16 protein-coding genes are annotated in these 21,572 nt (G+C 42.6%); 9 read left to right on the top strand and 7 right to left on the bottom strand.

Annotated features, from left to right (window positions below):
- The first annotated feature begins 23 nt into the window (after positions 1-23).
- On the top strand, positions 24-1,421 hold the full coding sequence (locus tag H5114_RS01240) for an ATP-binding protein (RefSeq protein WP_124016859.1): 1,398 nt from the start codon (positions 24-26) through the stop codon (positions 1,419-1,421).
- A 96-nt stretch (positions 1,422-1,517) separates the two neighbouring features.
- On the opposite strand, the gene H5114_RS01235 is transcribed toward H5114_RS01240, so the two are convergent.
- The 4 genes from H5114_RS01235 to H5114_RS01220 form a co-directional block, all read right to left on the bottom strand.
- On the bottom strand, positions 1,518-3,017 hold the full coding sequence (locus H5114_RS01235) for a DUF3300 domain-containing protein (protein WP_182722001.1): 1,500 nt from the start codon (positions 3,015-3,017) through the stop codon (positions 1,518-1,520).
- 142 nt (positions 3,018-3,159) lie between these two features.
- Entirely contained in the window at positions 3,160-4,488 is a 1,329-nt protein-coding gene (locus H5114_RS01230) for an ATP-binding protein (protein WP_182722000.1), read from the bottom strand.
- Positions 4,481-5,164, bottom strand: coding sequence for a response regulator transcription factor (locus H5114_RS01225; protein ID WP_124016861.1), 684 nt, complete (start codon positions 5,162-5,164; stop codon positions 4,481-4,483). Before H5114_RS01225 ends, H5114_RS01230 begins: the two co-directional genes overlap by 8 nt.
- Positions 5,165-5,167: 3 nt before the next feature.
- Positions 5,168-5,515, bottom strand: a complete 348-nt coding sequence (locus H5114_RS01220; RefSeq protein ID WP_259395203.1) for a PepSY domain-containing protein — start codon at positions 5,513-5,515, stop codon at positions 5,168-5,170.
- Positions 5,516-5,807: 292 nt separating this feature from the next.
- Between H5114_RS01220 and H5114_RS01215 the strand changes: the two genes are divergently transcribed.
- Together H5114_RS01215 and H5114_RS01210 are read left to right on the top strand one after the other, a co-directional pair.
- Positions 5,808-6,689 (top strand): choice-of-anchor H family protein, encoded by an 882-nt coding sequence (locus H5114_RS01215; protein WP_259395202.1) that lies wholly within the window; start codon positions 5,808-5,810, stop codon positions 6,687-6,689.
- A gap of 106 nt (positions 6,690-6,795) precedes the next feature.
- Positions 6,796-7,473: an OmpA family protein gene (locus tag H5114_RS01210; RefSeq protein ID WP_182721998.1), complete on the top strand. Its 678-nt coding sequence runs from the start codon at positions 6,796-6,798 to the stop codon at positions 7,471-7,473.
- 66 nt (positions 7,474-7,539) lie between these two features.
- Here the strand turns inward: H5114_RS01210 and H5114_RS01205 are convergent, their stop codons facing one another.
- Together H5114_RS01205 and xseA are read right to left on the bottom strand one after the other, a co-directional pair.
- Positions 7,540-8,277, bottom strand: a complete 738-nt coding sequence (locus H5114_RS01205) for a hypothetical protein (RefSeq protein WP_182721997.1) — start codon at positions 8,275-8,277, stop codon at positions 7,540-7,542.
- A gap of 42 nt (positions 8,278-8,319) precedes the next feature.
- Positions 8,320-9,660, bottom strand: a complete 1,341-nt coding sequence (gene xseA / locus H5114_RS01200; protein ID WP_182697971.1) for an exodeoxyribonuclease VII large subunit — start codon at positions 9,658-9,660, stop codon at positions 8,320-8,322.
- A 118-nt stretch (positions 9,661-9,778) separates the two neighbouring features.
- On the opposite strand from xseA, the gene guaB reads away from it, so the two are divergent.
- The 5 genes from guaB (at position 9,779) to tadA (ending at position 15,213) form a co-directional block, all read left to right on the top strand.
- Positions 9,779-11,251 (top strand): IMP dehydrogenase, encoded by a 1,473-nt coding sequence (gene guaB, locus H5114_RS01195; RefSeq protein WP_124016866.1) that lies wholly within the window; start codon positions 9,779-9,781, stop codon positions 11,249-11,251.
- 103 nt (positions 11,252-11,354) lie between these two features.
- Positions 11,355-12,932, top strand: coding sequence for a glutamine-hydrolyzing GMP synthase (gene guaA, locus H5114_RS01190; protein ID WP_124016867.1), 1,578 nt, complete (start codon positions 11,355-11,357; stop codon positions 12,930-12,932).
- Between the two features lie 644 nt (positions 12,933-13,576).
- Entirely contained in the window at positions 13,577-14,116 is a 540-nt protein-coding gene (locus tag H5114_RS01185; protein WP_182721996.1) for a hypothetical protein, read from the top strand.
- Positions 14,116-14,445, top strand: a complete 330-nt coding sequence (locus tag H5114_RS01180; protein WP_182721995.1) for a hypothetical protein — start codon at positions 14,116-14,118, stop codon at positions 14,443-14,445. The genes H5114_RS01185 and H5114_RS01180 overlap by 1 nt, the downstream gene beginning before the upstream one ends.
- Before the next feature lie 246 nt (positions 14,446-14,691).
- Entirely contained in the window at positions 14,692-15,213 is a 522-nt protein-coding gene (gene tadA / locus H5114_RS01175; protein ID WP_310736378.1) for a tRNA adenosine(34) deaminase TadA, read from the top strand.
- 305 nt (positions 15,214-15,518) lie between these two features.
- On the opposite strand, the gene mltF is transcribed toward tadA, so the two are convergent.
- Complete coding sequence (gene mltF / locus H5114_RS01170; RefSeq protein WP_182721994.1) at positions 15,519-16,943, bottom strand: membrane-bound lytic murein transglycosylase MltF; 1,425 nt, start codon at positions 16,941-16,943, stop codon at positions 15,519-15,521.
- Positions 16,944-17,298: 355 nt separating this feature from the next.
- Between mltF and purL the strand changes: the two genes are divergently transcribed.
- Positions 17,299-21,180, top strand: a complete 3,882-nt coding sequence (gene purL, locus H5114_RS01165; RefSeq protein WP_182722098.1) for a phosphoribosylformylglycinamidine synthase — start codon at positions 17,299-17,301, stop codon at positions 21,178-21,180.
- The last annotated feature ends 392 nt before the right edge of the window (positions 21,181-21,572 follow it).

Raw genomic sequence — 21,572 nt, 5'->3', positions numbered from 1 at the left:
GCTATTCAATACCATAGGACATTATGTTTTCATTACGATTATTATTAAGTTTGCTCATGCTGGTGGGGATTGTCCTCACCGTGACGTTTTCGAGCATCTTGAGCACCCGTGATGCGACGCATGAAGTTGAAGAGTTATTTGATGCACAGATGATCCAAACTTCGAAAATGCTAGAAAAGTTTTATGTTGATCATCTAACGCAAGCGCAATTAGCTCAGCTTGTTCTCAAGCCTATCCTGTTCCATGTTGATGATTCGAAAGTCGACACATTTGCCGAACAAGCTAACCCTATTACCTTATCTTATGAGCATAAGTTGTCATTTCAATTACTGTCTAGCACCGGGCAGTTACTAGCTTACTCTGACAGTTCTGGCGATCAACTATTAACTAATTTTACTCAAGGTTATGATACTCGTCGTATCGGTAATGATTTATGGCACGTATACAGTTTTTTTTCATTGCCGCAGCAGGTATGGATAGTTACCGCACAGCGTGATGATGTCAGACAAGAGTTAGTATCATTAATCATCAGCAATACTTGGCGCTCGCCATTGATCATTACGCCGATCATGATGTTTTTTATGTTAGCGTTAACTTACTACCTATTTAAACCGGTAAAATTATTAGAACGTCATTTAGACAATCGTCCTGCCCAAGACCTAACCCCAATCAATTTCACGTTACCAACAGAGTTAGCGTCGACACAAAAAGCACTTAACAGTTATTTGCAGCGTATTAGCGAGACGATGATCCGTGAGCGTCGTTTTAGCGCAGACGCTGCACACGAGCTAAAAACACCGTTAGCGATTATTAAGTTACATAGCGACGGCTTAAGTGATGTATTGTCCAGCCAAGCCCCAGATGTTCAACTTGCGACCTTGGCGTATATAGAAGCCATAGGTGAGGGCGTAAACCGTATTAATCATATGGTAGAGCAGTTGTTGCTGTTGTCGCGGGTTGATGCGATTGAAGCGTTAAATCAAACAGATTGTAAGCTACAAGACATCATTGATAACGTGATAAATCAGTTATTACACGTGATTGCTGATTATGAATGGCATATTGATATTCCTGCGGACATGACCATTAACGCCGATGCGTTTTACCTTGAGTTAGTACTGAAAAATATTATTGAAAATGCCTGCAAATACAGTCCTGCGGAATCATTAATTACCATTAAGGCTTCTCAGGATGATGAGTACACAATGATTTGTGTGCTTGATCAAGGTCGTGGGATGTCTGCTAAGGAGATAGCCTTAGCCAAAAATCGATTTTATCGTGTTGATGAAAATGCTTCTCAAGGAGCGGGTCTAGGTTTGTCTATTTGCCAGCACATTATCAGCTTACATCATGGGGAGTTGATCTTTAATCAAGTCGATCCTCATGGGCTTGATGTGTGTATCGTATTGCCACGAGTTTAGTTCAATATCGTTAATTTTGATGACGTTAGTTTAAAAAAAAAACAACATGGCAAACACACTTTGCTCATGTTGTTTTTTTCGCAATCGATTAAGTGCTTACTCTCTTTCTCTTGATGGCTTTATATCCCTTGATTGGTTTGTGCGATGTGATGAATTATCATGTTGCTGATTAACCGATCGTGAAACTTGCTGAGATGTGGAGCGGGATGTATCGCGCACTTGCTGTCTCTTTGGTTCGTTTGTGCGTATTTGTTTCACTTGCTGTTGTTGATTGCGCATAGTGTTAACCTGCGGCTCACGCACTTTTTCAACTCGAGTATTACGCTGAGCTTGTTGTAATTCTTGAGTGCGCGGTTTGCTTGTCATATTTGCGACCGGTTTTGCCTCATATTTAGGCCCAGTTTGGGCCACATCGCGCTGACGACTGTAGCTTGACTTCATTGGTTCGCCTTTACGATCAAACGATTTTACCTGTGCAACTGGTTGACGCTGCTGACTTAATTCGCGCTTTAGTTGGGTACTTCTGTGTTCAACAGCATCATTGCGATTGACTCTTTTAAGCGCTGATTTGTCACTATGCTTGTCCTGCTTAGCGTAATTGACTTGATTATGTTGATCGTTCACCTTGGTTGAGTAATGGCGTGGCTCATTGGCTAGCTGGCGCTTAGGTTCGCGTGAATAACTTACTTGCTGGTTACGTTTTTCATAATGGCCATTATAACGTTTGCTGATCACTTGGCTGTGGTACGCCACACCTTTGCGATGTTTAGGCTTATGTTGCCAATGTTGTGCACCATGGCTGTAACTTATTTTCCGTGGCGTGTAGTAACGGTAGTTTTGATGTACAGGTACGGCGATTACGCGGCGGTCATGCCAATGAAAACCACTAAAAAAGAAGTTAAAACTGATGTGTACGCCAGTGTCCCAGTAAATAGCGCTGTGGTTAGGGCGGTAGTGCACATAAGCTGGTGCACTCCAGTAAACGGGCGGGTAACGGTTCCAGCGCCAATCACCATAAACAATGCGACTGTCGTAATAAGGTACATAGACGATTTCAGGGCGAACCGACTCAATAATGATCCGACGCTCAACCCGCGACACTTTGACTTGTTCAAGGTCGGCTAAGTTATTGGCATTATCGGCTTGTTGTCTCAGCGACTGAATGGTATCTAGCATGCGGCCTTCGTCTTGTAAAAAGGCATCTCCTACGCTTTGTGTCCAGGCTAAGTCATCATTTAAGCGTTGCAGTACATTGGGAAATGCCACTAGGGCTTTGACGCTTGGATCCCAGTCTTGTGACTCGACCTCTATCATGATTTGCTTAGTATCACGATCGCCTTGGTTTGATAACCAACGCTTAGCTTGAACAATTTCTAATGGATATGTTGACGCAATGAGGATGTGAGTTAATAAGCTGTCTGGATATAGCGCAATAGGCGCAAGCATTTGTGCCAACTCAGCATCACTGACCGCATCATCTGCAGCTGTGTAAGTGAGGTTATTAGTTGGCTGCGCCGCTTGCACACTTGTTAATGGCATACAAACCAGAGCTAAGGCAAGTAGCGCCTTAGCGGGTGCGTGAATGGCTTTTTTCATGTTATCTCCAGTGTCATTTATGACTGTTAAGCCAATCATAACGAGCCGAAGATGAACATAAGCTGAAGGCTAACCGAGAGAGTTAAACTATATAGTCAGGTTTAGCTAGAAATGAGTTATCTATTCATCAGATTATTAGACACTAATGCGTAAATTCAAATTCAAATTTGGCGCCGCCCAATGAGGTCGATTGACTTACGGTAAGCTTACCGTGATAACTATCGACGAGGTCGCGCACAATCGCTAAGCCAATACCATGACCTTGATCGTATGTATCAGCGCGTATGCCTCGTTCGAAAATTTGCTGCTGCTTGTCTTCAGGTACTCCTGCACCGTCGTCTTCCACACTAATAAGTAGGCTATTAGGCCCTTGCTTAACCGTCAGTTTTACTTGGGCATTTGCGGCTTTACAGGCATTGTCTAACACATTGCCGAGCATTTCTGTTAAATCGGCTTCATCACCTTTGAAACGTGCATTGTGATCGCCTTGGTAATCAATGCTGAGTTGTTGCTGTTGGTATATCTTAGTTAAGGTTCTGACTAATCTCACGCTTATACTGTCAACACTGATCCCCAAATGCCACGCGCTACCCGCAGCACTTTGTGCGCGCCTGAGCTGATAGGCAATAATTTGATTTATGCGGTTAATTTGCTCGAGTGAGGCCTCGCTTAAGTTAGCTTGGGTTTGCATTACCGCCAAAGGGGTTTTTAAACTGTGGGCTAAATCGGCCAGGGCATTACGATAGCGTTTACGCTGATTTTGTTCGGTTTGTAATAAGGTGTTTAATTGCTTAGCGACTTTTTGCAGCTCAACAGGGTAGTGGGTGCTTAGTTGCATCGATGTCCCTTGCTCTACTGCACTCAGTTCTTGGCTAAATTTACCCAAGGGTTTTAGAGTCCATAATAACCAGCTTAATTGCACTATCAACAATAGGGCCGTTAAGATCAGTAACCAAGTCCATAAGGTATTAGAGAATTTTTGGATTTGTTGAAGGTATTCCTGTTTATTTTTTATAATGTGTAGCGTCATGGTAAAAGGCTGTTCGCTGGTGGTAAAACTCACGCTAAAGCTATATATCAACTGAGGTTTATCATTAATTATGATCGAGTCGAAGGTGCTTCTGCCCGTTGCTGGTTTAGGCAGATTAATTGGCGTGTTTAGGCCCAAAAATGAATTTGAGGTCCACAATAGCTGATTGTCTTTGGTGGTGATTAACGCATAAAGACCTGATCCAATGACATTAAATTGGTTTTCAAGTAAATGTGACGGCATTTGTAATTGGTTATTTTCCACTTCGGCCATGGCCAAGACCGAGTAAATATAAGCTTTTAATTGATTTTTGGCGGCGACATTCACCTGGGTCTCAAAGGCATTGTTTACTGTCATGCCAATAATCGGCAGCAACACCAATATTAACAATAAGGCGCTGACAACAATGCGAACTTTAAGCGAGTTGAGTAGATTATGCATTTGGGTCTAATTGGCGCAGACGATAGCCCTGACCGCGGAGCGTTTCAATTAATTGGTACTGATTGTCAGGGTCGAGTTTTTTACGTAAACGGCGAATGAAAACCTCAATCACATTCGAGTCTAAATCAAAGTCTTGATCATAAATATGTTCAATTAAACGGCTTTTTGAATGCACTGAACCTGGATGCAACATTAGGTATTCAAACAGTTTGTATTCAGAACCACTGAGGTTAATGATTTGCTCGCCCTGTTTAATTTCTAAACTGCGAGTATTGATACTAAAGGGACCATTTTGGATAATAGGGCTTGCTTTACCTGCCGAACGGCGAATTAACGCATTAATGCGAGCAACCAGTTCTTCGAGCTGAAATGGCTTACTTAAATAATCATCGGCACCGGCATCTAATCCAACTACTTTATCTTGCCAACTGTCTCTAGCGGTTAAAATGATTATCGGGTAGCTAATGTCTTGCTCGCGTAATTGGCTGATTAATGACAAGCCATCGAGTTTTGGTAAACCGACGTCGATAATGGCGACATCGTATTGATATTCTTGAGCTTGAAATAAGCCTTCTTCGCCATCATTGGCGACATCAACAGTATATTGCGCCTCGATAAGGTGTTGTTTGATGTTCTGTTGCAAGGCTAAATCGTCTTCGACTAATAATAATCTCATGGGTTAGTTCCTTGTCACTGCGCCATTGGTGGCATCGACTAACACGTAGAAAATAACCCCATCATTGGTGAGTAGTTTAATCCGATACCCAGTATGTCCATTAACGTTAGCCGATTGTACTTTTAACACTTTGCCAGAATAACGACTTTGCGCTATTTGTACCGCATGTTGAGCACTTGCCACGACGAGGTTACTGTTCTGATTATTGTTTTGGCGATTATTATTAGGGCCGGGAGAGTGGCTAGCATGGGGCGATGAATACCATGCCGCATAAGACGGTACCGACGTGAGTGACAGTATCGTTAATATTAGGCCGAACATGATGGCATTTATGTTGAGCATACGCTGCATATTGTGATCCCTAATAACCTCAGTATTGTCAGTGTAAAAGATCCCTTTCTATATAGAAACATCTACTTAACCTAATCGATAAAATAGCCATAGGCACAAATAGCTGATTTGTCATCGTAGTATACGTTCTGACAGATGAACATTAGCTGAATCATTTACAGACACCTTGAGGTTTCTTGCTAGCCACGCATAAATAGCTGATTATTTGGCTGTTATGATTAGCCTATGTTCAGCTTATGTTCATTTCCATTAGGTTTTAATGGCCTCAATATCAAGACAGCGAGGAATGAACATGAAGCATAATAAAACTAACATAACCCAGATATCGGTAATGAATACCCAAATGAAATGGGGCTTAGGCTTATGTGTTGCCAGTGCGCTTTGGCTGAGCTCGCCTGTAGCACAAGGCGCCGAGCGCATAGCTGAACAAGGCCTTGGGACTTACAGCCAAGCAAGGAGCATTAACCTTAAAACCCCAGAGTCTGATGCCGATAAGCAAGCTAGGATGATGGTGTTACATGAACAAGCTAAGTTGCAAAACCTTGATGGCAACATCAAGGTAAAAATGACTCGCGAACAGGTACTGGCTAAAAATAAAAAATCTGCGGCCACAGCTGAAAACCAGCAAAAACGAGTATTAGCGCAGCAGAATCAGGTGGTTTACTACGATTTCTCCTTCTACGGTGCCAATTCATATTTACTGGAAGATTACGATTACGACGGTTTTTATCAAACCTTTAGTGTGACTTTTGATGCAGATATTAATAGCAGTGCGGGCGATATTCAGGCCGATGTGTTTGCAGAACTCTATTTGAGTCAAGATGGTGGTCCCTGGATTCATTACTACTCAACCGATGTATTCACCTTACATGCAGACTCTAGCCATGATGACTATGAAGTGCTGACGACATTGGCTAATGGCTATCAAACCGATCATTATGATGTGTTGATCGATTTATATGAGTTGGGGTATGCCGATCCTGTCGCAACGATTAGTAGTGATCAATCTAATGCATTGTATGCTCTGCCGCTTGAAAGTAGTGATCGAGATGCGGTTTATGTTGATGAGGTCTATATCGAAACGGAATATTCTGGCGGGACCTTATCTTGGTTAAGCATTGCATCGCTTGCCGGAGTGATAGGCTTGCGTAGACGTTTCATTAAAAAAATATAACGAAAGCCTTAAGCTTTTCTGAGTTATAATGAATCTTTTTGATTTTAATTAGTTTTTATTGTGTCAGCTTTACTTATCCATGATGGATAAGTCGTTAGGAGTGAGTATGTTAGTAAAGTTAAATACATCATTGTTATGCAGTACATTAATTGGTTCGGCGCTCTTGTTGTCAGGTTGTCAATTACCTAATCCTTATACTGGCGAATCAGAAAACACTAAAGCGACTAATGGCGCTATGATTGGCGCTCTGTCTGGTGCTGCTATTGGTGTACTTTCATCAAGCAAAAGTGATCGCGGTAAAGGTGCTTTAATTGGTGCTGCATCTGGCGCAGCTGTTGGTGGTGGTATTGGTTATTACATGGATGTGCAAGAAGCTGAATTACGTAAACAGCTAAAATCAACTGGCGTGAGTGTAACTCGCAACGGTGACAATATTGTACTAAACATGCCTAATGAAGTGACCTTTGCGGTTGATCAAACTGTATTAAGTGCACGCGCTAAATCAGTATTAAACAGCGTTGTATTAGTGGCCAAAGAATATGATGACACTCGCTTGAATGTAATTGGTTATACCGACAGTTCAGGTTCAGATTCTTATAACTTACGTTTGTCACAAGTACGAGCGAGTGAAGTTGCACAATATATCACTAGCCAAAAAGTCAGTGGTTCACGTGTATCTTCTACTGGTATGGGTGAGTCAAGCCCAATTGCGAGCAACTCTACCGAGCAAGGTCGTTCGCAAAATCGTCGTGTAGAAATTGTATTAACGCCAATCGGTAAGTAAACCCGTTAGTAAGCGTTAACAAATGCCATCGTAAGATGGCATTTTTATATGTGATGCGCCACGGGATCAGTCAACATATCCGCGGTATTGTTGCTTGAATGTACCAGGAATAAAAGCGTTATAAAGTGATTTGAATGACAGTATGCCTAGACCAAATAGGATGAAAAAATATACCAATTGGCCTCTTGTGCGGAAATTTCTCACCTTTGGTGCCATATAATCATACGACAACAACATTTGTTGATTCATTTGCAGTTGATAAATCAATTCATCTTGTTGCCAAATAGATACCCGCATCCCCGATGTTAATGTCGCGGCAATTTGTTTGCATTTTGAACGGTGCAAATTTGGTGCAACAAAAGTATTGGGATAAGCCGAAATGATAATGTCATAGAAATCATTGATTTCACGGGTTTGTTGATTTTCAACAGCGTCCCTACGACATTCAATTTGATCAACCGTGATGTTATATCGATGTAGATTATCTAATGAACTCACCCAATAGTGAGGCATTACCCATGCTAATAGCGCTATATTCGCCAACAAGTAAACTCCGACAAAAGTCATACGCCAAACTATTGGTATCGTGGAAAATTCAAAAATAATTTCGCTTCTTCGCCAGTAATCTCGGTCGAACTCATTTTCTTTTAATTGAGGCTTAAGATTAAAACAGCCAAGTTTTTTACGTCGAGATATTTCGTCGCATAATTGCTTATATCGTTCAGGAAAAGCTTGTTTATTAATGTTGCGCTCAACATCGAGTAACTCATCATCCTTGTATTGCCGATAATCTATCTGTTTCACGCTATGTCCTTGCGCACCATTTTTTCAACGAGATCATGTTGTTTATTTGGTAGAGATATCTGTCACGGTTGAGGTGACACTTCCTTGCTTTAGCCGAGTATGAATCACATCACCATTGCTTAACTGATTGGCATTTTCAACGACATGATCATTGGTACTTGTGATTGAATAACCCCGACTCAATGTTGCCAGTGGGCTGACGGTATCAAGTTTATGTGCTGCTTGTGTAAGTCGTAATTCAGCTTGTTTAAAGCAGTCTTTGCTGGCGTCATTAAAACGTTCAATTAAATATCCAAGCCGCTGTTTTTCTAAGGTTAGGGTATTAATCGGTGAACGTTGTTGTAAGCGATTATGCAATTGCTGATGGCGCAATGTTAAGCGGCTGAATTTATGCTGTAAGGCATTTTCTAGGCGCATTTGCATTTCATCAAAACGCTGCTCAAATTGTTGCAGTTTACGTTGTGGCTCATGACGTTGTAGTTGATGAGATAACTGAGTTAATCGACCATACTGCTGTAATTGATAATGTTTCATACCCTGTTGCAAGCGTGATAACAGCAGGGCTAATTTTTCAGTTTTATTACCTTTGTCTTTTGATAATAACTCGGCACCAGCTGATGGGGTTGGTGCACGCACATCGGCAACATAATCGCTAATAGTGGTATCAATCTCGTGGCCGACGGCACTAATAATGGGTAAGGCGCTGTTATAAATAGCATGGGCTAAATGTTCGCTGTTAAAACACCATAAATCTTCCAATGATCCGCCACCACGGGTAAGCAACAGCACATCAACTTCCATGCGTTGATTGGCAGTGACAATTGCTTGGCAGATTAAGTGGCTGGCCGTTGCACCTTGAACTTGAGTTGGGTATATAACCACTTCAATAGAGGGATCTCGACGTGCTAACACATGCAAGATATCTCGCAATGCCGCGCCTGTTGCCGAGGTGATAACCCCAATACGTTGAATGTTATTTGGAATAGGGCGTTTGGTTTCTAGTGCAAACAAACCTTCAGCAGCCAGTTTAAGCTTTAACGCTTCAAATTCTTGCGCCAGTAATCCATCACCCGCCGGGAGCATAGACTCCAGCAGTAATTGATAGTCACCACGAGGCTCATAGACACTAATGGCACCTTTAACTAAGACTTGTTGACCATTGACGGGTTTAAAGCGCACCGATTGATTACGGCCCTTAAACATCGCACAGCGAACTTGTGAATGAGCGTCTTTTAAAGTCAGATACCAATGCCCTGAACTTGGCGATGAAAAGTTTGATATTTCGCCATTTAGCCAAATTTTACCTATTTGACCTTCAAGAATATGCCGCACTTCGCTATTTAATTGCGAAACACTATAAACATTGTTTTTTGTGGCACTCATGAATATTCTCATTCTAACGTTAATAAAAATCTATTTTCCATTTACCAACTGCAATATGCAAGGTATAATCTCGCCGCAATATTTCACCCAAATCCTACTCAACTAGGGAGATGTTGCCATGCTACGTTTACTGAAAGATGCACTAACTTTTGACGATGTATTGTTAGTTCCTGCCCACTCGACTGTACTCCCTAATACCGCGGTTCTTAAAACTCGTTTAACCAATAAAATCGAATTAAATATTCCACTTGTGTCTGCTGCTATGGACACTGTGACTGAATCTCGCCTTGCTATCGCAATGGCGCAAGAAGGTGGTTTAGGTTTTATTCATAAAAATATGAGTATTGAGCAGCAAGCCGAAGAAGTCCGAAGAGTTAAAAGTTATGAAGCCGGTATTGTTCAAGATCCCGTCACTGTAACGCCAGCAACCACCTTAACCGATTTACGTTTATTAACAGAACGTAATGGTTTTGCCGGTTATCCCGTCGTTAATGATGCGCACGAGCTGGTGGGTATTATTACTGGCCGTGATGTACGTTTTGTCACCGACTGGAGCAAAACCGTTGCTGACATGATGACCCCAAAAGATCGTTTGGTCACAGTGGCTGAAGGCACCAAGCTCGATGAAGTGCAAAAATTAATGCATTCTCATCGTATTGAAAAAGTCTTAGTGGTTGACGGTAACTTCAAACTTAAAGGCTTAATCACTGTTAAAGATTTCGAAAAAGCTGAGCGCAAGCCAAATGCATGTAAAGACGAATTAGGTCGTTTACGTGTTGGCGCTGCGGTTGGTGCAGGTCCTGGTAACGAAGAGCGTGTTGATGCCCTTGTTAAAGCGGGTGTAGACGTATTATTGATTGACTCATCTCATGGTCATTCAGAAGGCGTATTACAGCGTATTCGTGATACTCGAGCTAAATACCCAGATTTACAAATTGTTGGTGGTAACGTCGCAACCGCTTCAGGCGCACTTGCGTTAGTAGAAGCTGGTGTTAACGCCGTTAAAGTCGGTATTGGCCCTGGTTCAATTTGTACGACTCGTATTGTGACAGGTGTTGGCGTTCCACAGATTACTGCAGTTTCTGATGCAGCTGAAGCTGTGCTTGCGTTAGGCATTCCGGTGATTGCTGATGGCGGTATCCGTTTCTCTGGTGATTTAGCTAAAGCACTCGCTGCTGGAGCATCCTGCATTATGGCCGGTTCTATGTTCGCTGGTACTGATGAGGCTCCAGGTGAAACCGAACTTTATCAAGGTCGTGCATATAAATCATACCGTGGCATGGGTTCACTTGGCGCAATGGGCCAAACTCAAGGTTCATCTGATCGTTACTTCCAAAGCGACAATGCTGCCGACAAGTTAGTCCCTGAAGGTATTGAAGGTCGTGTGCCTTACAAAGGTAAGTTGAAAGAAATTATTCATCAACACATGGGCGGCCTACGTTCATGCATGGGCTTAACCGGTTGTGCCACCATTAAAGATTTAAATGAAAAAGCACAGTTTGTAAAAGTGACTTCAGCAGGTATGGGTGAGTCTCATGTTCATGACGTGACCATTACCAAAGAAGCACCAAACTACCGTTCTGGTTCATAATTACTGTGAGGACGACATTTGTCGTCCTTCTGTTATTAGCGTTAATTTGCCCGTATCGATGTGATACGGGGTATTACACTTAATCAATATGTAAAGGTTACCCATGAGTAATATTCACGATCATAAGATTCTAATCCTCGATTTTGGTTCTCAGTACACTCAGCTTATTGCGCGTCGTATCCGTGAAATTGGTGTGTATTGTGAGTTATGGGCCTGGGATGTGAGCGAAGCGCAAATTCGTGAGTTTGCCCCAAATGGTATTATTTTAGCCGGCGGCCCAGAAAGTGTTACAGAAGACAATTCTCCTCGAGCTCCAGAATATGTCTTTACTGCTGGAGTACCTGTATTAGGTATTTGTTATGGCATGCAAACCATGTCTGAACAACTTGGTGGTAAAGTCATTAAAGGCGTGGGTGAAGGCGAATTTGGCTATGCTCAAATTGAATTGCAAACCACGTCAGCCTTATTCAAAAGTATTGAAGATGCTGTCAGTGCTGAAGGCAAACCACTGCTTGATGTGTGGATGAGCCATGGTGATAAAGTCTCCGCTATTCCTGAAGGTTTTGTGACCGTTGCTAAAACAGCTACGTGTCCGTTTGCCGCGATGGCAAATGAAGAGAAAGGTTTTTACGGTGTTCAGTTCCACCCTGAAGTGACTCATACTCGTCAAGGTCAGCGCATGCTAGAGCATTTCGCGTTGGAAATTTGTGCCTGTAAAGCCAATTGGAAACCATCATCAATTATTGAAGATGCGATTGAGCGCCTTAAAAAGCAAATCGGTGACGATGAAGTTATTCTTGGTTTATCAGGTGGTGTTGACTCATCAGTGGTGGCGATGCTGCTTCACCGCGCGATTGGTGACAAGCTAACGTGTGTGTTTGTTGATAACGGCTTATTGCGTTTAAACGAAGCGGACCAAGTGTTAGAAATGTTTGGCGATCATTTCGGACTCAATATTATTCACGTTGATGCTGAAAACCGTTTCTTAGATGCCATGGCTGGCGAAGCAGAACCTGAAGCTAAGCGTAAAATTATTGGTCGGGTGTTTGTTGAGATTTTTGATGAAGAATCAAAGAAATGCGCGAATGCTAAATGGCTAGCTCAAGGCACTATTTATCCTGATGTGATTGAATCAGCGGGCAGTGCAACCGGTAAAGCTCATGTGATTAAGTCGCACCACAATGTTGGCGGGCTACCTGCCGATATGAAGATGGGTTTAGTTGAGCCACTGCGTGAGTTATTTAAAGATGAAGTGCGTAAGATTGGTTTGGAATTAGGCCTACCTTACAACATGCTTTATCGTCATCCGTTCCCAGGACCAGGTTTAGGTGTTCGTGTACTTGGCGAAGTGAAAAAAGAATATTGTGATTTATTGCGCAGTGCAGACGCTATCTTTATTGAAGAGCTACACAAGGCTGATTTGTATAATAAAGTGAGCCAAGCCTTTACCGTATTCTTGCCCGTTCGCTCGGTAGGCGTAATGGGTGATGGCCGTAAATATGATTGGGTTGTATCGCTACGAGCGGTAGAAACTATCGACTTTATGACCGCGCATTGGGCACATCTACCATATGATTTCTTAGGTCGCGTTTCAAACCGCATCATCAATGAAGTCGATGGTATTTCACGAGTGGTGTACGACATATCAGGTAAGCCGCCAGCAACGATTGAGTGGGAATAATGTCATCTCACACAATAGCGAGTGCTAACTTGCAATAAGTGATATTTAAGCCCATATTTTTATGGGCTTTTTTATTTTTATTTTTATTTGTATTTTCTGAACATTTTTAGTCGCACCAAGCCGCTCTAATAGAATATGACTCTGGGAATGATTTTTCGTTACCTTGGTATCTTCAGTGTCCTACTGCTCATGTGGTATATCCAACATCTTGCTAATCATCCATCAGTGACTTTCAGCCAAACATAATGGTTTTCCGGTTAGCCTTTCACACATAATTAAGTTTTATTACGACAGGTTTAATTAATGCTATCTACATGAACTATATATAATTTAATCTATGTATAGAGTGCTGTCTCATGGACTCAGCCCGTGTTACATTGCCAAGGATTTGCAGCGCTTTGGGACGTGTCATGCTTTGAAACATAGGTTTGATCAGGTCCGCGCTGAACCCCTGAACAAAGGGAGCTATTTTGAATCTTGACACTGGTATAGAGCTATTTTTAGCCTCAAACTGATGCGGCAATCAATGGATACGGCTTTGATTTATCATGTCAGTGCGAACGAAGTCTAGGTGATGGGTTATCTCACCCCGCTTAGCTAAATTAACGTCACCATCAATGGCCTGAATTGGAAAATTAAGACTTATGCAACCAATGATAAAACAAAAATTAATAGCGACTTTGGTGTCTTTAACCATACTGATCCCGGCAATGGCATCAGCACAAGAGATCCCAAAGCGGTTTCAACCTACTCTAGATGCCTTTCTTGAGGTAGCCAAATCGGAATGTGCAGCATTAGACAACGGCATATTCGAGGTTGTGGATGGCGGCATTCAATTTTACGCAGATTTCAATCAAGACGGTATCAGTGATCCTATCATCGACACCCGCGCGTTCAGTTGCTCAAGTTCTGCCACGCTGTTCGACGGTGGAACAGGCGGGCATTATATTAATGTATTCGTTTCGGACGATGACAAGAGCTATAAACAGTTCCAGTTTCTTGCCCAAGACAGTGCGGTTATCGCACTCGGCGGTACGGCAGTATTAGTGCTCAAGCACCATGGCACAAGTTGCAACCTTCAAGGACTAAACCCCTGTTTTGCAGCTTATAGCTGGGCAGAAGGAAAGTTTAATACTGCTAATGCAATCATTCACCCACAACAGCAAACAGGAATCGATAAATAATGCCCTCTGATATAGCAAGCGACCCTAATGTATGGACAACAGGGGAGTTAATTAACATAGCACTGTTCGCAATACTGTATTTGAGTTGTTTAACATTAGCTATCCGCAAGACTTTACAAAAAGATCATGGCCGTTTTTACTTTATGGCTTGCGCTGTATTGGTGGTGGTTGGCACGCTCGCTATAGTATTAGAGCCATTTAATTCAACGATGAGCGGTGAGATGCCACCACAAGCTGGCCTCGGAGCTTGGGTCATGTTTCTCGGTTTGTTTGGCACCATTGCCGCTATTGTCTGGGGAGTTACTCGTCGAGTCTTTAGTCAACGCTAAGCCGTGTTTTATACTCAAGATTGCGGGGTCGAGTTATAGCAGCTCCTGCGCTATCAAAATGACTGCCTAACCCTAGTTTGGTGATAGCACTTTATGGCAGTAGATACCTTCTAGCGGGATAAAAAAGGGATGTTTGATACCATTTGCTATGCAAAATTCAGGTTATAATAACCCTGTATGACAATGACCTAGGGCAGTAGAGTGACAAATATTTTAAAGGCAGACCTTGCTGCCAACACCAACTCCATCACTGATATTGAGCATGACACTCAGCAAGCAATTGATAAAAAGTGGATGCGGTTAGCCATGCAACTAGCTGAACAAGCAGAATTAAAAGGTGAGGTGCCTGTCGGTGCCGTATTGGTAAAAGATGATGTGTTAATTGCCAGTGGCTGTAATTTAAGTATTTTAAATCATGATCCTACAGCTCATGCTGAAATGGAGTGTATTCGCCAAGCGGGTAAGGTATTAGAAAATTATCGTATGCTCGACACTACTTTGTATGTCACTTTAGAGCCTTGCACTATGTGTGCAGGTGCCATGATCCACAGTCGTATTGCTAGAGTGGTGTACGGTGCCGATGATTTAAAAACCGGCGCGGCGGGTAGTGTGATCAATTTACTGCAACACCCTGTTTTTAATCACCAGCTTGACGTGACATCAGGTGTGTTAGCAGAAGAGTGCGCTTCACAATTAAGCGCTTTTTTTAAGCGGCGTAGGGCAGAAAAAAAAGCACTCAAAAAGTTAGAGAGAAACTCAACTGATTGAGTGGCATATTTTTCTGTGGTTAACGTGAGATTATGATTCGGTTTGTACCAACAAAAAATGTGCACGTTGACGATTTTGAATACGGGTTTTGTGTACTTTAAGCATGACACGACGTCGTGACATGGTATTGCTTATCGCTCTTCTTCTCATATCGTGATCCTTTCATATTGGGTAACCTCATTGAGGTTACTGATAAACAGCATACTTTACAGTAGGCTTTCTAACGACAGATTCGGTTCCATACTACCTTATATTGATGACGATTGTCGGTCAGCTTGATGACGATAACCCCATCGATAGCACAATTATTGTGCTGATACCTTGGTTTTATCTGCAGCCTCTTCTGCAATCACTTCAACTTGATCTTGGATAACATCGATTTTCTTGGTTTGATTATCAATCCAAACTAAGGTGTCGTAGTAACGACGAATACTGTCGACATAATGCACCGCTTCACTTCCGCGAGCATAGCCATAGCGAGTTTGCTTGTAATATTTAGCTTGCTGCAGCAAAGGTAATACTTTTTTGACGTCACGCCATGCACTGGGATCCATTCCCATTGACTCTGTTAACCGTCGCGCATCTTCAACATGACCTAAACCGATATTATAAGATGCCAGAGCGAACCAAATCCGTTGAGCTTCAGGAATTCTGTCTGGCAATCTGTCCATCATATCTTTTAAATAAAATGCACCACCACGAATACTCTGCTCTGCATCTAAGCGATCATCTACACCAACATAAGCCGCAGTCGGTTGGGTCAACATCATCATACCTCGGACACCAGTTGGTGAGCGTGCGCTTGGGTTCCAATGTGACTCTTGATAACTGGCAGCGGCTAATTTACGCCAGTCTAACTCACCTGAATACTGCTCAAAAAAACTACGGTATTCAGGGAGGATATTGTCAATGGCACGAATAAAGGCTCGTGTGTCGACATAGTCAAAACGTTTCACATGACCAAAATATTTTTCGTTTAAATGTTCAAGGGTGCCGGCACGTCTTTCTTGATGCCAAAAGGCCAGGAGTTGGCTCATTAAGCGGTCACTATTTCTCGGCGGTAACAGCCACACAACTTCAACTTTTTCTTCTAAAATCATTCCTGCGCGTAACTCAGGTAAAAAACGCTGGTTGATCAATAAACTATTTGAATCTGAAATGGTGTAGTTCAATTCTCCGTTGGCGATTAATGCAAACAGTTCTTCATTGTCTTTGTCATTAACTTGGTTCCACATCAATTCAGGATAGTCTTTTTGCAGCTTAGTTAAGGTATTGACCGAAGATGAGTTCGCCATCACGGTAATTTCACCCGACAGAGTGCCAATATCTTTGGGTTCTGGAGTACCTTCTCGATACACCAATACTTGATTAACTTTATATAAGGTCGGTCCAAGTTTAAATTGTTGACTGCGGTTGGGAGTTTTTGCGATGCCAGCAGCAATAATATCAATCTTGTTTTCTTTTAACGCAGCAAATAATTGTTTGCGATTCGTGTATGGGATCATCTCTAGCGGCACGGCTAAATAATCGGCAAAGCGCTGGGCCATTTCAAAGTCGAATCCGCTTTCACCCTGATCTGAATTTAAATAAATCTGTGGACCATATAATGTCCCAACCTTGAGTACGGTCCGTTTTGGGGCAGGCGCTGCAATATCAACCTCATGAATATCAACAGGTTGACAGGCGGATAGCACCCCGCAAAGTAAGATGATGAATAAGGTTTTGATCATATTTATTAATTGGTTATCTTAAGTTGTTTCGTTAATGTCACCAGCGTAATGCATGAGAAACGAATATAATTCCGGTTGAATAGCCTTTAAATATGTAGGGGAGTTTAGGTGTTTTTGGTTACTTTATCAGGAGTTTTCCTAAACGCCTATAGTTGGACAAATAACCCGCTTTTAACGTCGGTTTATTGAACGACAGTAAAGTCGCTGTGTCATAAATATGCATAAGCACAATTGTGGATATTTTCCCTATCAGGAAACACTGTTTTCACGGGTGCTTAAAGGTGATTTGTACTGTGCAATTCCTTATAATAGCGCCAATTCTGACCCAATATAATTTATAAGGTGAATAGACGTGATTGAGATCATTCGCGGAGCCCCAGCACTATCTGCATTTAGAGTTCAAAAACTCATGGAGGCTTGCGAAAATGCAGCACTTCCAGTATCTCAAATTTATGCTGAATATGTTCATTTAGCTAATTTGAGTGAGCCACTAGATGATAATGAGCGTCTACAGTTAGAAACTATTCTTACCTATGGACCCGCTATTGAGTCGCATGCTCCACAAGGTACTCTATTATTTGTTACTCCACGTCCTGGCACCATTTCTCCTTGGTCTTCTAAAGCAACCGACATCGCACACAACTGTGGTTTGGGCAAAGTAAAACGCCTTGAGCGTGGTATGGCTTATTATGTTGAAGCTTCAGAATTAACCGCAGAACAACAAAAACAACTGCAAGGTTTATTACATGACCGTATGGTCGAAATCATATTGCCTGAGTTTGAAGCGGCTGAGGTATTATTTGCCCGCACAGAACCGGCAAAATTTAGCAGTGTTAATATTCTTGCTGAAGGTCGTCGTGCCTTAGAAGTCGCTAACGTTAAGTTAGGTTTGGCTCTTGCTGATGATGAAATTGACTATTTAATTGAAAACTTTGTTCGTCTAAAGCGTAACCCTAACGACATCGAATTGATGATGTTTGCTCAAGCAAACTCAGAGCATTGTCGTCACAAAATTTTTAATGCAGATTGGACAATCGATGGCGAAGTGCAGCCAAAATCATTGTTTAAAATGATTAAGAATACTTTTGAAGTCACTCCTGATTACGTGTTATCAGCTTATAAAGATAATGCCGCGGTGATGACAGGTTCGGTTGCGGGACGTTTTTTCCCAGACCCTGATGGTATTTATAACTATCACACTGAACCAATGCACATCTTAATGAAAGTTGAAACTCATAATCATCCTACTGCAATCAGTCCTTATCCTGGTGCCGCTACTGGTTCTGGTGGTGAAATTCGTGATGAAGGCGCTACTGGTCGAGGTTCTAAGCCTAAAGCGGGTTTATCTGGTTTTACGGTTTCTAACTTAAAAATTCCTGGATTTGTGCAACCATGGGAAGGGAATTACGGTAAACCCGATCGTATTGTGACTCCCCTTGAGATCATGCTTGAAGGCCCACTTGGTGGCGCTGCATTTAATAATGAATTTGGTCGTCCTGCGATTACGGGATATTTCCGCACTTATGAACAATTAGTGTCTAGTCATAACGGTGTTGAAGTTCGTGGTTACCATAAGCCGATTATGATTGCCGGTGGTTTAGGCAATATTCGTGAAGAACATGTGCAAAAAGGTGAAATCACGGTTGGCGCTAAACTCATTGTGCTTGGTGGGCCTGCAATGAACATAGGTTTGGGCGGCGGTGCTGCATCTTCTATGGCATCAGGTCAGTCTAGCGAAGATTTAGATTTTGCTTCTGTACAACGTGAAAATCCAGAAATGGAACGTCGCTGTCAGGAAGTGATTGACCGTTGCTGGCAGCTAGGTGACACCAACCCTATTCAATTTATTCACGATGTGGGTGCCGGCGGATTATCGAACGCATTCCCTGAGTTAGTGAATGACGCTGATCGCGGTGGTGTGTTCAATTTACGCAACGTTCCCTCTGACGAGCCAGGCATGAGCCCGCTCGAAATTTGGTGTAATGAATCTCAAGAACGTTATGTGCTATCGGTTGCGCCAGAGAATTTACAGCAGTTTGCAGATATTTGTGCCCGTGAACGCGCTCCATTTGCAGTGGTTGGTGAAGCGACTGCAGAGATGCATTTAACGCTTGCCGACAGTCACTTTAATAACAAACCGATTGATTTACCGCTCGAAGTCTTATTAGGTAAAGCGCCTAAAATGAGTCGTGATGTGGTGTCGGTAAAAGCGGTATCACCGGCATTAGATCAATCTAAGATTGAATTAAAAGATGCGGTTAAGCGCGTTTTAACTTTGCCAACCGTAGCCGATAAAACTTTCCTAATCACCATCGGTGACCGTTCAGTGACGGGATTAGTTAACCGCGACCAAATGGTCGGTCCATGGCAGGTTCCGGTTGCTGATTGTGCGGTAACCGCATCAAGTTATGATAGCTATAGCGGTGAAGCGATGTCGATGGGTGAACGAACGCCATTGGCTTTACTCGACTTTGATGCTTCTGCGCGTATGGCGGTTGCTGAATCGATAATGAACATTGCTGGTACTGATATTGGCTCGTTTAAGCGCATTAAGCTTTCGGCTAACTGGATGTCGCCGGCGGGTCACCCTGGTGAAGATGCCGGTTTATACCAAGCTGTTAAAGCCATTGGCGAAGACCTTTGTCCAGAACTTGGTATCACTATCCCTGTCGGTAAAGACTCTATGTCGATGAAAACCGCATGGGAAGATAGTGGTGTACAGAAAACGGTAACATCGCCTATGTCATTAGTTATCACCGCTTTTGGCGTGGTACAAGACATACGTAAAACCGTGACGCCACAACTTCGCAGTGATAAAGGTGACACTACATTATTAATGCTGGACTTAAGCAATGGCCAAAATCGTTTAGGGGGTTCTTGTTTAGCGCAGGTTTACAGTGAGCTAGGTGATATTGCACCGACATTAGATGTTACCGCTAACTTAGCGGGCTTCTTTGAAGTCATGCAGCAATTAGTGGCTGAGCAAGCGGTTATGGCATATCACGACCGCAGCGACGGTGGTTTATTTACCACCTTAGTGGAAATGGCCTTTGCCGGTAATACTGGGTTAACTATTGATTTAGCCAGCTTGAATGGTACTGATTTAGAACGTTTATTTAATGAAGAACTGGGTGCTGTCATTCAAGTAGGTGTTGCTGATGCTAAAGCCATTGCCGCGCAATTTGAAGCTAAAGGCGTAGCTTGTCATCACATTGGTGGTTTACAAGCCGCTGACAAGATTAGCATTAACGATGGCCAGCGAGTGATATTTGCTGATAGCCGTACTGCACTGCGCACTATGTGGTCAGAAACCACCTATCGCATGCAAGCTCTTCGTGATAATCCAGAATGTGCACGTGAAGAGTATGAGCTTAAACAACAAGCTGATGCACCTGGTTTAACGGTTAAATTAGGCTTTAATCCAAGTGAAGATGTAGCCGCACCTTATATTCTTAAAGGTGTCGCACCTAAAATGGCTATTTTACGTGAGCAGGGCGTTAACTCTCATGTCGAGATGGCAGCCGCTTTTGACCGTGCCGGTTTTGAAAGCCGCGACGTGCACATGTCGGACATTTTATCTGGGCGTATTAGCCTTGAAGAGTTCCAAGGCCTAGTGGCTTGTGGCGGATTCTCTTATGGTGACGTATTAGGTGCTGGTGAAGGTTGGGCTAAATCGATTCTGTTTAATGATCGTGCTCGCGATGAGTTTAGTCGTTTCTTCGAACGTGATTCAAGCATCGCCCTTGGTGTGTGTAATGGTTGTCAGATGTTATCTAACCTGAAAGAAATTATTCCAGGAAGTGAGCATTGGCCGCGCTTTGTGCGTAACCGCTCTGAGCGTTTTGAAGCTCGATTCAGTTTGGTTGAAGTACAACAAAACCCATCGGTATTTTTTGACGGCATGGTCGGTTCTCGTATGCCTATCGCAGTATCACATGGTGAAGGCTTAGTTGAGTTTGCTAATGCTCAAGCGTTAGCTAATGCTGAAGCATCGGGCACTATTGCACTGCGTTATGTTGATGGCCATGGTCAAATTGCGACTCAGTACCCTGAAAACCCTAATGGTTCAGCGAATGGTCTAACCGGTATTTGTACCACGGATGGCCGAGTGACAATTATGATGCCGCATCCTGAGCGTGTATTCAGAACCGTTGCCAATTCATGGCATCCAGATAACTGGGGTGAAGATAGCCCTTGGATGCGCATGTTCCGTAATGCTCGAGTCAAGATCGGTTAATTTCAAATTAACTATCTAGTTTAGATAAAGTAAAAAGGCGACTCATTTGAGTCGCCTTTTTTATTGGTTAATTCGTTTTATCAACTAATGGCTTTGATGTCGTTGAATAAATAAAACCCCCATAGAGTAGCTGTATGGGGGTTTTATTTCGTTATAGATAGATAATAACGATTGTCGCTTAATATGATTTCTGCGCTAACAAAAACATCTACTAAACAGGGTATAGATAAAAAAGTGAGCGATCTTACTTCACTTCTTTAGCAGTAAACATTTCAGTAAAAACGCGTTTGTACAAGTTGGCAATATTTTCGAATAATTGAGTCATAGCACTTCTCTTTAGGTTAGGTCACTGGAATTAAGACGACGACTCATCGTGCAACCACTGTTCGTTT

Source organism: Shewanella sp. SR43-8 (genome assembly GCF_014163775.1).
GTDB lineage: Bacteria > Pseudomonadota > Gammaproteobacteria > Enterobacterales > Shewanellaceae > Shewanella > Shewanella vesiculosa.
The sequence above is the reverse complement of the archived record's forward strand: the minus strand, read 5'-3'. Positions and strand labels throughout refer to the sequence as shown.